This window comes from Gelidibacter algens, from assembly GCF_001678675.1.
GTDB lineage: Bacteria > Bacteroidota > Bacteroidia > Flavobacteriales > Flavobacteriaceae > Gelidibacter > Gelidibacter algens.
Map to the genome: position 1 here is coordinate 111369 of NZ_LZRN01000005.1, position 15565 is coordinate 126933.

At 37.4% G+C, this 15565-nt stretch carries 16 protein-coding genes; 8 read left to right on the forward strand and 8 right to left on the reverse strand.

The window, feature by feature from the left end:
* Positions 1-4: 4 nt before the first annotated feature.
* From A9996_RS03625 to flxA, 7 genes are all read right to left on the reverse strand, one after another.
* A complete protein-coding gene (locus A9996_RS03625; RefSeq protein ID WP_066430964.1) occupies positions 5-1066 on the reverse strand; it encodes a methyltransferase in 1062 nt (353 codons plus the stop codon).
* 6 nt (positions 1067-1072) lie between these two features.
* Positions 1073-2218: a beta-ketoacyl-[acyl-carrier-protein] synthase family protein gene (locus A9996_RS03630; RefSeq protein WP_066430966.1), complete on the reverse strand. Its 1146-nt coding sequence runs from the start codon at positions 2216-2218 to the stop codon at positions 1073-1075.
* Complete coding sequence (locus A9996_RS03635; RefSeq protein WP_066430967.1) at positions 2211-2663, reverse strand: acyl-CoA thioesterase; 453 nt, start codon at positions 2661-2663, stop codon at positions 2211-2213. Before A9996_RS03635 ends, A9996_RS03630 begins: the two co-directional genes overlap by 8 nt.
* Before the next feature lie 4 nt (positions 2664-2667).
* Positions 2668-3105, reverse strand: a complete 438-nt coding sequence (locus A9996_RS03640) for a hotdog family protein (protein ID WP_066430969.1) — start codon at positions 3103-3105, stop codon at positions 2668-2670.
* Positions 3102-3977 (reverse strand): lysophospholipid acyltransferase family protein, encoded by an 876-nt coding sequence (locus A9996_RS03645; protein WP_066430975.1) that lies wholly within the window; start codon positions 3975-3977, stop codon positions 3102-3104. Before A9996_RS03645 ends, A9996_RS03640 begins: the two co-directional genes overlap by 4 nt.
* Positions 3978-4067: 90 nt before the next feature.
* Complete coding sequence (flxB, locus tag A9996_RS03650) at positions 4068-4808, reverse strand: flexirubin biosynthesis SDR family reductase FlxB (protein ID WP_066430977.1); 741 nt, start codon at positions 4806-4808, stop codon at positions 4068-4070.
* Between the two features lie 175 nt (positions 4809-4983).
* On the reverse strand, positions 4984-6504 hold the full coding sequence (flxA, locus tag A9996_RS03655) for a flexirubin biosynthesis tyrosine ammonia-lyase FlxA (protein ID WP_066431123.1): 1521 nt from the start codon (positions 6502-6504) through the stop codon (positions 4984-4986).
* Positions 6505-6611: 107 nt separating this feature from the next.
* Here flxA and A9996_RS03660 point away from each other — a divergent pair, with 107 nt between their 5' ends.
* The gene (locus A9996_RS03660) at positions 6612-7862 is read left to right on the forward strand and encodes an NAD(P)/FAD-dependent oxidoreductase (RefSeq protein WP_066430983.1); all 1251 of its coding nucleotides are present in this window, start codon (positions 6612-6614) and stop codon (positions 7860-7862) included.
* Positions 7863-8430: 568 nt separating this feature from the next.
* Here A9996_RS03660 and A9996_RS03670 read toward each other — a convergent pair.
* Complete coding sequence (locus tag A9996_RS03670) at positions 8431-9021, reverse strand: riboflavin synthase (RefSeq protein WP_066430986.1); 591 nt, start codon at positions 9019-9021, stop codon at positions 8431-8433.
* Positions 9022-9158: 137 nt separating this feature from the next.
* Between A9996_RS03670 and pdxA the strand changes: the two genes are divergently transcribed.
* The 7 genes from pdxA (at position 9159) to A9996_RS03705 (ending at position 15495) form a co-directional block, all read left to right on the forward strand.
* Positions 9159-10205: a 4-hydroxythreonine-4-phosphate dehydrogenase PdxA gene (pdxA, locus tag A9996_RS03675; protein ID WP_066430989.1), complete on the forward strand. Its 1047-nt coding sequence runs from the start codon at positions 9159-9161 to the stop codon at positions 10203-10205.
* Between the two features lie 73 nt (positions 10206-10278).
* Entirely contained in the window at positions 10279-10818 is a 540-nt protein-coding gene (locus A9996_RS03680; protein ID WP_066431127.1) for a YceD family protein, read from the forward strand.
* A 9-nt stretch (positions 10819-10827) separates the two neighbouring features.
* Positions 10828-11031 carry a 50S ribosomal protein L32 gene (rpmF, locus tag A9996_RS03685; RefSeq protein ID WP_066430995.1) on the forward strand — a complete coding sequence of 68 codons (204 nt, stop codon included), beginning with the start codon at positions 10828-10830 and terminating at the stop codon, positions 11029-11031.
* Between the two features lie 180 nt (positions 11032-11211).
* Positions 11212-12204, forward strand: a complete 993-nt coding sequence (locus A9996_RS03690; protein WP_066430996.1) for a beta-ketoacyl-ACP synthase III — start codon at positions 11212-11214, stop codon at positions 12202-12204.
* A gap of 38 nt (positions 12205-12242) precedes the next feature.
* On the forward strand, positions 12243-12722 hold the full coding sequence (gene accB / locus A9996_RS03695; protein WP_066430999.1) for an acetyl-CoA carboxylase biotin carboxyl carrier protein: 480 nt from the start codon (positions 12243-12245) through the stop codon (positions 12720-12722).
* An 87-nt stretch (positions 12723-12809) separates the two neighbouring features.
* The gene (gene accC, locus A9996_RS03700; protein WP_066431001.1) at positions 12810-14162 is read left to right on the forward strand and encodes an acetyl-CoA carboxylase biotin carboxylase subunit; all 1353 of its coding nucleotides are present in this window, start codon (positions 12810-12812) and stop codon (positions 14160-14162) included.
* A gap of 217 nt (positions 14163-14379) precedes the next feature.
* On the forward strand, positions 14380-15495 hold the full coding sequence (locus A9996_RS03705; protein ID WP_066431006.1) for an NAD(P)/FAD-dependent oxidoreductase: 1116 nt from the start codon (positions 14380-14382) through the stop codon (positions 15493-15495).
* Positions 15496-15565 lie beyond the last annotated feature (70 nt).

A 15565-nucleotide genomic window follows, 5' to 3' on the forward strand; every position in this document is an offset into this window, starting at 1 on the left:
ATGCTTAATTTTTTTTACACACGAGCATGGTGTGGTATTCACCAAGCGGCACGTCTTCTTTTATGGTCAACCCCGCGTCATCGATCAATTTCTCAAACACCGTGGCTGGATACATTTTGCTATTACCATTTGCCATTACGGTAAAATATAGCGATGTGGCTTCCAATATGAATTTTGACATTGCAAATTCTTGACGGTCTGTAAAGGTTTCGATGATGATCAATTCCGTGCCAGCATTCATGGAAGCTGCGCAAGTTGATAAGATTTTCAAAATTTCATCTTCTGAAAAACAATCTAAAAACTGACTCATCCAAATCACGTCGGCGCCTGTTGGGATTTTTGGATTTGGTTTTAGCCAATTAATTTCCTGTCCGCTAATACGATTTTCAAAACCAGCATCCGCACTATTTTTTAAGGCTTTATTCAACTGTCCGGGCAAATCGATGATTTTAACTTGGATGTTTTCATCAAAATTAAAACATTGTAAGGCGAATTTTCCAGTATTGCCACCAATGTCAAACAACAATTTTGGCTGATTTTTGAACACACGTTTTAAGGCTTCTTCAAAAATCCCGTCCGAATAATAATGGTCAAACTCAAACCACGATTGCTGTTCTTTGGGCGTCAATTGCGAAAGGCCTTCATAAATAGTATCCCATTGCCCAAGTTCTTTTAAGCCTGAAGGCTTACCGGTTTCAATGGCTTCATCGAGATGGAACAAGCCTTTATAACACACGTCATGTGTGAAGTTCAGGTTCACGTTGACGGCTTTATTGTAATTTAAAAAATAGCCGGTTTTAGTAAGTTCGTAGGTGCCATCTTCAGATTTACTGACAATATCGGCACTTTCAGAAAACTCTAAAAGCACGCCAATACCATAACGACTGATGCTTAATTGTTCACAAATAGCATCAAGGGTGATGCCACCATCATGACGGCTGTCAAAAATCAGGTCAAATACACCTAACTTTTTCAAGGTGACTGAAGATTGAAATATAAAAGGAGCGAAAGCTATTTTTTGTGCTTCCAATAATGCATCTGCTGCTCTAATTGTTTTTTTTGACATAAACGGTTATGATACTTTTCTGAATAACGCTGCGGTGTTGCAACCTCCAAATCCAGAAGCGGTTTTTAAAAATGTTCGTAATTCTTTTGCTGTTGTTTTTGTAATAATATTGAGCGGTTTTGAAACACCCAACGTTTCAAATCCTGCGGAAGCAATCAACGTATTTTGACGTAAGGATTGCATCCCAACAAGGGTTTCTAGCAAACCAGAAGCTCCCAAAGTGTGCCCAAAATAGCCTTTTAAGCTGTGCAATGGTGTCTCGTGCAATCTTAATCTGTTAAAAGCAATGGCTTCCATTTCATCATTAAATGCCGTGGCTGTGCCGTGGGCTGAAATATAGTCGATGTCATTTGAATGCATATTTGCTTCTTTTAAAGCCGATGTGATACTTCTATACAAGCCTTCACCAGTGCGCGACGGACCAGAAATATGGTTGGCATCGTTGCAACTGCCTTCTCCTAAAACTTCTACTGCATCCTCAGATAGCTCTTCTTTTTTTGTGGTCACCAAAACACTTGCGGCTACTTCGCCCAAATTAATGCCGATACGATCTTTATCATATGGTCTGCAAGGGCCGTGGCTCAAGGCTTGAAACGAGTTGAAACCCGAAATCACAAAATCAGAGACCAAGTCTCCAGCTACCACAAACACCGCATCGTAAAGTCCTTCTTGGATATAGCGTTTGGCGACAGCAACAGCCAAAACTCCAGAAACACACGCATTGGAGATGACAATGGCATCATTTTCAAAACTAAAAAAATCTTTGACTACGTGACCTAACGTGCCCAAATAGACACGTTCGTTTGGGAATTGGCTTTGGCTATTTAAGATATCAATATTGCCCTTGGTGGTAGAAATGATGAGACCGATCCGATTGTTGATTGTAACTCCTGAAGCTTTGATCGTTTTTGAAAGCGATACAATCAACATTTTTTCTAAACGTGTGTATTGATGTTTTGCTTCTAAAGTTTCGAACTCTGAATTTAATGTATCCGTCGGAATGACGGCGGCAAAAACGGATTTGTAAAAACGGGTTGGATCTTGGACCGGTTGGATCCCACTTTTTCCAGTTTTGAGATGTTCAAAAACGCTGGTGGTGTCAAAGCCCAAAGAGGACAGGATATTGTTATATGACAAATAGCAATTAGGCATGGAGTAGGCCGTGTTTTTGTTTCCAGACCTTATAAAAATCGGGTAGATTTAATGCCATGTTGCTTGATTCAAAATTGGTGAATACCTGAGTGGTTTCGCCAGTACAAACGGTTTGGCCCTGATCGTTTTTTATAATATATGAAAACATCAATTTTGCAGCGCGTGAATTTATATAGGTTGTTTCAATAGTGGCCACTTCACCATATCTTAAAGGCAATTGGTGTTCTAAAGAGGTCTTGACGATTGGCGTTGCAAACCCATGATTTTTAGCATCGAGATAGGTCAATCCAAATTCTCGACCGAAAGCTTCCCGACCATCTTCAAAATATTTGATATAATGGCCATGCCAAACAATATTTAAGGAATCGACTTCATTAAATCGAACTCTGATTTGATGGGAGGATTTTAATAGAGATGCCTCTTGATCTGTAATTGTTTTTTTCATTTTTCTATTCTTTGAGAACCGTATTCATCTCTGCATGGGCTATTTCAATGCCTTTGTTAAAAGTAGAGAGTTTTATAGAGGTCATGTGCATAATCTCGTGAATAATGGTCACTTCCGTTATTAGATGATCATCAATTTTTGGCAACTTGTGGATCTTTAATTTTTTGATAGAAGCGATAAATCCTTCTTTTGCAGCGGTTTCTTCATTGTGGTTTTTGAATCCGGTGTATAGAGCTGCGGCTTGCGCCATGTGTTCTATCAAGCCGGTTTCTGAAAATTCGTCATCAGCCACAAATAGATTCTCTTTCAATATAGTGAACCCCACGATTGCTTTTCCATCAGCAAATTCCAATAGAGAATTGACCATGATCATCGGTTCTCGATGTGGCAGCAACTTTTTTATAGTGGTCATGTCTATAATAGGAATCTTTAATGCTTTCATTTTTTATCGTTCCAAAAATCATAAAAATTGAACCATTGCATCGGATATTTTTTGACCATCTGTTCTACGTTTTCTGTGTATTTTTTTAAGAGATCGTTCATGTCGCCTTCTTTATAATTAATCCATTTGGCATACAAATGATAATGTCGTTTGGGCTCGCGCATTACATAAACAAACAGAACAGGAACTTTTAAGCGGCTGGCCAAATAAAAAGGGCCTAATGGAAACTTGGCTTTTTTGCCCAGAAGTGTTTCTTCCAAACACTTGGTATTGTCCATATATCGGTCGCCCGCAATACATATAATTCTGTTTTGTGCCAATGCCGCATTGATTTCAAAAATATGGGACAAATCATCTCTTACTACAATAAAATGGGTTTCTTTCTTAACATATTGTCCTAAGTAGTCCTTAATTTCTTCATGATCCTGATCTGTAACAACAATACTGATGGAATCTTTCGCCAATCGTTCCTTAAAAAAATATTGCGCCAGTTCAAAGTTGCCAATATGAGCACTGATAAGGACGCCGCCTCTTTTCATTTCCAGCACTTCAGCAATTTTGACTTCCCCATCAAATTCATAAGTATAATTGCTTCGTAACCCTGACGATATAGCAATTTTGTCAACTAGGGTCTGGCCAAAAGTATAATAGGTTTTATAAATGCTGAGCATGGTTTTAAAACGCGAATAGCCTAATCTGTTTCTGAAATAAAACCGTAAACCTTTTACATTTTTACCTGAAAACAAACAGAAGTAAGGCACGGGAAGATGCATCAACGCATAAGCCGCATTAATTCCGAAATTCTTTATAAAAAACACAAAGACCTTAAAACCGAAAACAGTGCCCCTCGATTTTCCATCCCATTCTGCCATTATACTTGTGAAGTTTTGCTCTTTTAATAAAGCGAATTGTTGAAGCAGCAAATTTACGTGATTTTTTCGGTTTTGAAATCGGTGTGCTTTTTAGTGCACACCGCCGGTAATCCCGATCACTTCGCCTGTAATGTAAGAAGCTTTTTTAGAGGCGAGAAAGGCGACTAAATGTGCTACTTCCTCTGGGTTTCCAAACCGGTTGGCTGGAATCATCTTTTTAAGGGTGGCTTCATCAAGGTCTTCAGTCATGTCCGTTTTGATAAAACCAGGAGCTACAGCGTTTACGGTAACATTGCGTTTGGCAACTTCTTGAGCTAGAGATTTTGTAGCGGCAATAACGGCACCTTTTGCGGCGGAATAATTAGTCTGACCGGAAACACCTTTTAGTCCAGAAAGGGACACCATATTAATGATGCGGCCATAACGGTTCAATAACATTTTTTCGATGAGATGCTTGGTGACATTGAAAAATCCGTTGAGGCTGGTGTTTATTACCTCATTCCATTCTTGAGGTTTCATCCACATAAAAAGTCCGTCTTTGGTGATGCCGGCATTATTGACCAGCACTTCAATAATGGCATCTGAGTGCTGTTCTTGCCACGCATTCAAGTTCTGTTGAACATGTTCATAATTGGACACGTCAAATTGAATGATTTGGCCAGAGCCTCCAAAAGCTTCGACTTCTTTTAAGGTTTGAAGGGCAGCTTCCTTGTTGGTGTTATAATTGATAAGAATTTGATAGTCTGAATCTTTCGCAAGTTGGATGCAAATGGCTTTTCCGATGCCTCGTGAACCTCCAGTTATTAGGGCGTATTTGTTTTGTTTAGACATAGATTGTTTGTTTTCTCCCGCAGATCCAGCAGATCACGCAGGTGTTCACAGATCGTTTTTGAATAGGCTTGAGAGATCATCGGAAAAACATGTAATTTTTTAGCTGATCTCGCAAATGTAAGATATAATTTTTTGGGTTTATTCTGCGAAAATCTGTGAGATCTGCTGGAAATTTTTAATTTTTCATTATAAAATCCTTCACCGCATTCACATAAGGATACATAACCACATCTTCCTTAAAAGCAGGAACGATGGCACGGATATCATCAAACATCTGCTTTGTTTTAGAAGAAACTTCATTTTTAACGTCCAAATATTCGATGGCTTGAATTATGGTTATCAATTCAATGGCTAGTACCTCAAAAGCGTTTTCAATCACTTTTTTGGTAATCAAAGCAGCATTGGTTCCCATACTTACAATGTCCTGATTGTCATTGTTATTGGGAATACTGTGCACATACATTGGGTTGGACAACATTTGATTTTCAGCCGTTGTTGAAGTGGCTGTAAATTGAACGCCTTGCATTCCGAAGTTCAATCCCAATTTGCCTAGATTGACAAATGGTGGTAAAATTTGGTTGAGGTTGGGATTGAGCAAATAGTTTAATTGGCGCTCTGCCAGCATGGAAGTTTTAGTCACTACCAATTTCAGTTTGTCCATTTCTAAGGACACATAATCTCCGTGAAAATTCCCGCCATGATACACATTTTTGTTTTTAACATCCACAATAGGATTATCGTTGGCGGAATTGACTTCTTCAATCAAGATAGTTTCTACCTGGTTGAGCGTGTCTAAAACAGGGCCAAGAATTTGCGGTACGCATCGTAAAGAATAATATTCCTGTACTTTGTCTTCAAACACATCAACATTTTTGACATCGTTATACAAATGGTGTTCGCGTTTTTTTATCAGCGTGCTATCTTTTAAATGGGCACGCATGAGTTTGGCAATTACCCGCTGACCTTCATGTTTTTTTGATTGGTTCAATTCAAAAGAGAGATGGTCATCGTAGGCTTTTACAATTTCATTGATTGCTGAAGAAGCCGTGATCATCCAATTTAAAAGCTTGCGTGTGAAAATAGCATTGACAATACCTACGCCTGTCATTACTGAAGTTCCGTTCATAAGAGCTAAACCTTCGCGCAGTTCTATGGAGATGGGTCGTAGATTTTCTTTTTTGAAAACGTATTCTGTCGGCTGTTTTTCACCATGATACATCACTTCGCCTTCACCAATCATCACCAATGCTAAATGTGCCAGTTGCACCAAATCGCCACTGGCTCCAACGCCGCCGTGTTCATAAATAATAGGTGTAATATTTTTGTTGATCAATTGCACCATCAATTCTATCACCGATTTGTGGACACCCGAATTTCCTAAACATAGCGTGTTCAATCGTGCTAACATAGCCGCTTTGACATATAAAGGCGGTATAGGATTTCCTGTGCCTGAAGCGTGACTTCTTATAAGATTATACTGGAGTTGTATGCGTTCAGAATCTTCGATCTTATACTGAGCCATTGGACCGAAACCGGTATTGACACCGTAAATGATCTTGTTTTCTGAAAATAACTTTAAGAATTCAAAGCTTTCTTCAACCGTTTCAAGGACATTTTTGTCTATTTGAATCGATTGATTCTCATACAGTATTTGTTGAAATTCATTGATTCTTAAGGTTCCGTTAAGTGTTAACATTTGGAGCGTATTCACAATAATTTTTAAATAGTATAACAACCAGAAGTAAAGTGGTTATTTTTGCGCTACAAATGTAAAATAATAAATCATTTAAATCCATTTGATGCATGAAGGATGTTGAGGTTGATGTTTTGATTATAGGTGCGGGACCTTCAGGTTGTGTTGCAGCTGCTTATCTACATAAGCATGGGGTATCTGTGAAAGTGGTTGAAAAGAGCGTCTTTCCTCGATTTGTTATTGGCGAAAGTTTGCTGCCAAGATGTATGGATCATTTTGAGGAAGTAGGGTTGTTGGATTGCTTAATTGCTGAAAATTTTGAAATTAAAAGTGGTGCGCGATTTATAAAGGGTGACACTATTTGCGAATTTGACTTTGCTGAAAAACATACCGAAGGTTATGATTGGACGTGGCAAGCTCCAAGAGCTGATTTTGATTATGCCCTCACAGAAGAGCTAAAAAAGCAAGGCGTGGACATTGCATTTGATCAGGAAGTTATTTCAGTCGATTTCAAAGAAGATGGTTGGTCACAAACGGTCGTGAAGACTGAACATGACCAAACATATAACGTGCATGCAAAATTTATCATCGACTCCAGTGGATACGGAAGGGTTTTGCCAAGACTATTGAACCTTGAAAAGCCTTCGGAAATTCCTGAACATTCTTCAATCTTTAGTCATGTAAAAGAGATAGATCGACCTAAAGGAACTGAAGGAACCTTCATCACCTTTGATGTGCTTGATACGGATACTTGGTTTTGGGTCATTCCGTTCAGCAATGGTACTACGAGCATTGGGTTTGTTGGAAAAACAGATTTTATCAACAGTTTTAAAGGGACGCCCAAGGAACGCTTGTCTGAAATGCTCAAGAAATCCTCCTATTATTATGAGCGATTTAAAGATATTGATTTTTTATTTGAACCTAAGATTATCGAGAATTATTCAAAATCGGTTACACAACTCTATGGGAAAGGTTACGCCCTGACGGGGAATAGTGCTGAATTTTTAGATCCTGTATTTTCTTCGGGAGTAACGTTTGCAACAGAATCAGGTTTAAAAGCGGCCAAGTTGATCACTAAGGGATTCAAAAACGAACCAGTTAACTGGGAAACGGACTATGCTGAATACATGAAAAAAGGCGTTTCTGTATTCGGTTCCTATGTTAAGGAATGGTATACCGGGAATTTACAGACCATCTTTTTTGACGGGGCAAACAATGACGATATTAAAAGACAAATTTGTGCAGTTTTGGCAGGTTATGTTTGGGATGACACCAATCCGTTTGTGAAAAATCATGATAGATTGATAAAAACGGTGGCTAATATTATCCATTTAGAGAAGCGGACCTCCAAGCAAATATAAAAAATATAATTAGCGTCCTCAGATTATCAGTTTCTATACTATTGCTTCTGAAGTTTTTTGAAGTAATTTTCTCAGTAAAAACCTTTTTGATTACTTTTATCGCAAGTTTATGACATCCTAACTAAAATAATCAATTCTAGTTGCTGACGTTATATATTGCGGTTAATTTTAGGACGAAAATCAACTTGTAGTTTGATTGATATGCCGATTAATTTTGCTACAATAGACAGATTACAGATTAATCCACTAAAGTGCATTTTATCGTATAAATGTGCATTTTGTGGATGATTTTTTTAAATCTTATTTTGTTAGCTCGCTTTTTTTTATACATTTACGCCACAATGATTATACAGAACAAAAAAATCTTAGCCTCATTCCTACTTATGTCAATAAGTTTTGTCTGCCATACTCAAACTATTGGTAATGGTCAAATGCCACCTCCACCTCAAGCAGGTCCTCCAAATCCACCGGGATTTCCAATTGATGACAGTCTCATATTTCTATTTGCTGCAGCTATTATTTATGGGGCATATATGAGTTTCAAGATGTTGAAAAAGAAAAGCCACGTTTAGACTTTCAATTCATAAAGGCGCTTTATATATTTTCCCAATACATCAAATTCCAAATTCACAACGCTGTTTTCTTTTAATGCTTTGAAAGTAGTATGTTCATAGGTATATGGAATGATAGCCACACTAAATTCATTTTTCTTACTGTTCACAACTGTTAAGCTTACGCCATTTACAGTGATAGACCCTTTTTCAATGGTCATATTATTTAAAGAAGCGTCATATTCAAAAGTAAACATCCAACTTCCATTTTGAAGTTCAATTGATTTGCAAACGGCGGTTTGGTCTACGTGACCCTGTACCATATGGCCATCCAATCTATCTCCTAATATCATGGCACGTTCCAAATTGATGTGATCATCTACAGTTAAACTGCCTAAATTAGTTTTGTCTAATGTCTCTCGGATAGCCGTAACCGTATAGACCTTGTCGTTTAAAGCGGTGACCGTGAGGCACACCCCATTATGTGCAACACTTTGGTCAACTTTCAATTCAGAAGTGATATTGCTTTTTAATGTGATGTGAAGATTGTCACGATCTTGTTCCAAATTGGTAATGACTCCTAAATCTTCAATGATTCCAGTAAACATAGTGTCGAATAATTGGTTAAATTTGCATTATTGCAATGGTTCACAAAGATAAGACTTTAATGAATATTACAGGATGAAGTCTGATGTAACGGAAGAATTTTATCAAATTGCCACTGTCAAAGGATAATAAATTTAAGATGAAAAAAGAAGAGCAAATTAAAGTAGGAATTTCAATAGGTGATTTAAACGGCATTGGATCAGAAATTATCTTAAAGACGTTTGAAGATTCTAGAATGCTTGAGTTTTGTACGCCTATCATTTTTGCTTCTATAAAAACCATGTCCTTCTATAAAAACCATTTTGAAAGTGGCATAAATTTTCATGGCATTAACGATTTGAGTCAGGTTATTGAAGGTAAAGTAAATGTTTTGAATGTGTGGAAGGAAAATGTAGATATAGCCTTTGGGGAAGAAGATTTGAAAGCTGGAGAGTATGCTATAAAGTCTTTAGAAAAAGCTACTGAAGCCTTAAAAAATGATAGTATAGATGTGTTGGTAACCGCGCCTATTAACAAACTGACTGTGCAGTCAGATCAATTCAAATTTCCAGGTCATACTGATTATCTCGCTAAAGAACTTGGTGGAAACAGTCTTATGTTTATGGTTACCGAAAAACTAAAGGTTGGGTTGCTTACAGACCATGTTCCAGTTAAAGATGTTCCATCACACATCAATGCAAAGCTTATTGAAGAAAAAGTACAGACGGTTTATGAATCTTTAGTAAAAGATTTTAAGGTCAATGGACCAAAAATTGCTGTTTTGGGAATCAATCCACATGCAGGCGACAATGGGGTTATTGGAGAAGAGGACGAGAACATATTAAAACCTACACTTTTAAAAATAAGAGAAAAGGGCAAATTGGTTTTCGGACCATATTCGGCGGATAGTTTCTTTGGATCTAAGAATTACCTGAATTTTGATGCCATTATTGCGTCTTATCATGACCAAGGACTCATTCCTTTTAAAACAATAACTTTTGGTGAAGGCGTCAATTATACTGCCGGACTCAATAAAATAAGGACCTCTCCAGATCATGGTACCGCTTTTGAAATTGCAGGAAAAGGAACTGCAGATGAAACGTCCTTTAAGGCAGCGGTTTTTACAGCCATTCAGATTTTTAAGAATAGAAAGGAGTATAAAAGGCTCTCCAAAAACCCTTTAAAAAAGGCGCCAAAAAAGATATAAACATTTTTTGTTAATAGCTTCTTTCTAATACAAAAATATTTTCTATATTTGCGCCCTCAAAATGAATGTGATCATGAAGTCCCTAAAAGAGTATAACATACAATTTGTAGGTTTAAAACTAGGAAAGCACCATTTTGATTATCAAATTGATAAAAAGTTCTTTGAGCATTTTGAGTATGATGATTTTAATGATGTAAATGTAAAGGTCGATTTGTTTCTTGAAAAGAAAACAACGCTTTTAGAGTTGCAATTTAAAGTTACAGGTAATGCAAATGTCAATTGCGACACAAGCAATGAGCCTTATGACCAAGAGATTGAAGGCGAATTTAATTTGGTTGTCAAGTTTGGCGACGAATACAACGATGAAAATGAAGACATTTTAATTGTACCTCATGGAGAGTATGAAATAAATGTGGCACATTACATCTATGAATTGATTATCTTATCAATGCCTGTTAAACGGATCCATCCCGGAATAGAAGATGGCACATTGCAGTCAGAGATACTTGAAAGATTGGAAGAATTGAGCCCAAAAGGTTCAGAAGAAAAAGAACAAACAGAGGAAATCGATCCTCGTTGGAATACATTAAAAAAACTATTAACGGATAAATAATAATATAAAATGGCACATCCTAAAAGAAAAATTTCTAAAACTAGAAGAGATAAAAGAAGAACACATTACAAAGCGGTTGTACCTACAATTGCAACGTGTCCTACTACAGGAGAAGCACACTTATTCCATAGAGCTCATTGGCATGAAGGAAAACTTTATTACAGAGGTCAAGTGCTTATAGACAACTCTGAAAAAGAGGAGAATTTAGCATAATTAGTATGCATGCATATAATAAAACGCTCAATCTTGAGCGTTTTTTTTGTGTTTAATTTTTGAAAGTCTTAAAAACAACTTAATTTGCATCATATTTGACTAAGTTTAAGTAAATTCAATTATTATTTACTGCTTTTGGCTATTTTCAGGTCAATTTTCAGGTCATTCTAATATAATATAATGAGTAAAATCACTGCTGCAATTACTGCCATAGGTGGATATGTACCCGAATATGTATTGACAAACCAAATTTTGGAAACTTTAGTCGATACCAATGATGAATGGATAACCACTAGGACAGGAATAAAAGAGAGAAGAATTCTCAAAGAAGACGGTAAAGGCACTTCTTATTTAGCCATTAAAGCCGCTCAAGACCTCATAGAAAAAAAAGGTTTAGACCCCAAAGAAATTGAACTGGTAATTGTTGCAACGGCAACACCAGACATGAAAGCCGCTGCTACAGCCGCTTATACCGCTACCCAAATTGGTGCGATAAATGCATTTTCATTTGATTTGGAAGCCGCATGTTCTAGCTTTTTATTCGGAATGTCTGTGGCTGCCCGTTACATTGAATCAGGAAAGTATAAAAAAGTTTTATTAATTGGCGCTGATAAAAATTCATCAATGATCAATTATAAGGATAGGGCTACATGTATCATTTTTGGAGATGGCGCAGGTGCGGCCTTGTTTGAGCCCAATATGGAAGGCTTTGGACTTCAGGATGAAATTTTGAAAAGCGACGGGAATGGAAGAGATTTTTTAAGAGCTACCCACGGCGGATCTTCTTATCCATCAACTCCAGAAGCCGTAGCTGAAGGGAAACACTTTATTTATCAGGAGGGGAAAATGGTATTTAAAAATGCCGTTTTCAACATGGCAGACGTTACTGAAAAAATAATGGTGAAAAACAATCTTGAAAAAGATGATATTTCGTGGTTGGTCGCTCATCAAGCCAATAAACGCATAATCGATGCCACAGCTAACAGAATAGATCTTGATGAAAGTAAGGTCATGGTAAATATCCATAAATATGGAAATACGACGTCAGCCACATTACCGTTACTTCTATATGACTATGAAAAACAACTAAAAAAAGGCGATAAATTGATATTTACAGCTTTTGGTGGTGGCTTTACATGGGGTTCAGTGTATCTCACATGGGCATATAATTGATAAACTAACTAACTTTAAATATTTAAATTCTAATCGTTATGGATATAAAAGAAATTCAAAACTTAATCAAATTTGTTGCCAAATCTGGCGCGAGTGAGGTTAAATTGGAAATGGACGATATCAAAATTACCATTAAAACGGGTAGTGATGATAAAGCAGAGTCTACCACCTATGTACAACAAATGCCTATGGGTGCCGCGCCTATGCAGCAAACTCATGCACCTGCAGTTGCGTCACAAACGCCAACAGCAGTTCCTGCATCTGATGAAAATTCAAAGTATATTACCATTAAGTCTCCAATTATTGGAACCTTCTATCGCAAGTCATCTCCAGACAAACCAATGTTTGTTGAAGTAGGCAAAACAATAAAAGAAGGTGATGTGTTATGTGTTATTGAAGCAATGAAATTATTCAACGAAATTGAGTCTGAAGTTTCAGGAAAAATTGTGAAAATTTTAGTCGATGATTCTTCTCCTGTTGAGTTTGATCAACCATTGTTTTTAGTAGATCCATCATAACCAAATGAAAGTTCCAATATGCAAATCCCAAAATCCAATGCTTGGAATTTGGCGCTTGGAATTTGAAATTTTTAATTTGAAATCGTTATGTTTAAAAAAATATTAATTGCCAATAGAGGTGAAATAGCACTGCGTGTTATTAGGACCTGCAAGGAAATGGGCATAAAAACAGTAGCGGTTTATTCTACAGCTGATGCAGAAAGTCTGCATGTTAAGTTTGCAGATGAAGCCGTATGTATTGGGCCTCCTCCTAGTAGTGAGTCTTATTTAAAGATGTCAAATATTATCGCTGCTGCAGAAATTACAAACGCTGACGCCATTCATCCTGGTTACGGGTTTCTATCTGAAAATGCCAAGTTTTCAAAAATATGTGAAGAACACAATATTAAGTTTATTGGTGCTTCTCCAGAAATGATTGAAAAAATGGGAGACAAGGCGTCCGCCAAATCTACTATGAAAAAAGCTGGGGTGCCTTGTGTACCTGGAAGTGAGGGTATTTTGGAATCCTTTGAGCAAACCGAAAAATTAGCAGCTGAAATGGGCTTTCCCGTCATGCTGAAAGCTACCGCCGGTGGTGGTGGAAAAGGAATGCGCGCCGTTTGGAAACCAGAAAACCTTAGAAACGCGTGGGACTCTGCACGTCAGGAGGCCAAAGCATCGTTCGGAAATGATGCGATGTACCTTGAGAAGCTCATTGAAGAGCCACGCCACATTGAAATACAGATTGTTGGCGATTCTAGTGGTAAAGCATGCCATTTATCAGAACGTGACTGTTCTATACAACGTCGTCATCAAAAATTGACAGAAGAAACACCATCACCATTTATGACGGACGAGCTTCGTGAAGAAATGGGATTATCTGCTGTTAAAGCCGCAGAGTTCATTAAATATGAAGGCGCAGGAACGATAGAATTTTTGGTAGACAAACACCGTAATTTCTATTTCATGGAAATGAACACCCGTATTCAAGTGGAACATCCCATAACAGAGCAGGTGATTGATTTCGATTTAATTAGAGAGCAAATTATGGTAGCAGCAGGGATACCAATCTCTGGTAAAAATTATACTCCAAAATTGCATTCTATTGAATGTCGTATCAATGCGGAAGATCCGTTTAATGATTTTAGACCTTCTCCAGGAAAAATAACCACGCTCCATGCACCAGGTGGACACGGTGTGCGCTTGGATACACATGTATACTCAGGGTACACAATTCCGCCAAACTATGATTCTATGATTGCAAAGTTGATTACCACTGCGCAAACACGTGAGGAAGCTATCAATAAGATGAAACGTGCGTTGGATGAATTTGTTATTGAAGGCATTAAAACTACCATCCCGTTCCATAGGCAGTTGATGGATCATCCAGATTATTTAGCTGGAAACTATACCACAAAATTCATGGAAAGCTTCAAAATGGAAGCGCCGGTTGAAGATTAATATCAAGAACTCCGAAGTAATTTCGGAGTTTTTTTATGCTTAAAACCGAAGTGATTCTAACTTTCAGCTTAGCGCTAAAGCGGAAAGGTAGATGTGCCTTGGTTAATCATATAGCGTCAATGAAGTAGTGAACTATCAAAATGGCTTCGATTTTATCTCCATTAATGAGTTCTATATACAGAAATCTTTTTAGCTTTAGTCAAATGCTCAACACATGATGAATCTTTCTTATTGGGAAATAAAAAGCTACCTCTCCAACATCCACTTTACCATTGTTGGCAGTGGTATTGTTGGGCTTAATTGCGCATTAGGTTTGAAAGAACGGTTTCCAGAGGCCACAATTATAATTTTAGAAAGAGGCTGTTTGCCCCAAGGTGCAAGTACCAAAAACGCAGGTTTTGCCTGTTTTGGAAGTCTTAGTGAGATTTTAGATGACCTGAAAATACATTCAGAGGATGACGTTATTGAGCTGATTGGAAAACGCCGCAAAGGTTTAAAACTGCTAAGACAAACTTTATCTGATACTTCCATCGCCTATAAGCAACATGGCGGTTATGAAGTATTTGATCAGCACGACTATGAAGGCTATAACTATTGTATGGCCAATATGGATCGGGTCAATACCTTATTAAAACCTCACTTTAAGGAAGAGGTTTTTAAGGTGAAAAACAATGTTTTCAATTTCAAAAATATACAACAGCAGCTTAGTTTTACACCTTTCGAAGGTCAAATTGATACCGGTAAAATGATGCGGGCATTGACTGACCTAGTTTTAAGCAAAGGCATTCTTATTCTCAATTCAGTTGAAGTAGAACATTTTGAGGAATTGAACGATAGCGTTCACATCAAAACCAATCACTTTGATTTCAAATCGAAACAACTACTTATTTGCACTAATGGTTTCGCATCAACACTTATAAAAGTTGAAACAAAACCTGCAAGGGCACAAGTAGTGATTACAAAACCTATAAAGAATCTAAAAATTAAGGGAACTTTTCATCTCGATAAAGGGTTCTATTATTTTCGTAATATTGATGATCGAATTTTGCTGGGAGGCGGACGTAATCTCGATTTCAAAACCGAGGAAACTACAGAAATGGCTCAAACAGAAATCATCCAAAATAAGCTAGAAGAACTCTTAACAACAACTATTTTGCCTACCACACCTTTTGAAATAGATCATAGATGGAGCGGCATCATGGGTGTCGGTGCCACTAAAAAACCAATTGTTCAACAGTTAAGTTCAAGAGTCTTTTGCGGCGTCAGATTGGGGGGCATGGGTATTGCCATTGGAAGCAATGTGGGCAGAGACTTGGCAGATTTAGTGCAGTAACCAGAAGATGGTTGCTTAACACAATTTCGCACCAGCTTTCATAACTTTGTTTAAATTTGTAAAGTTGGAT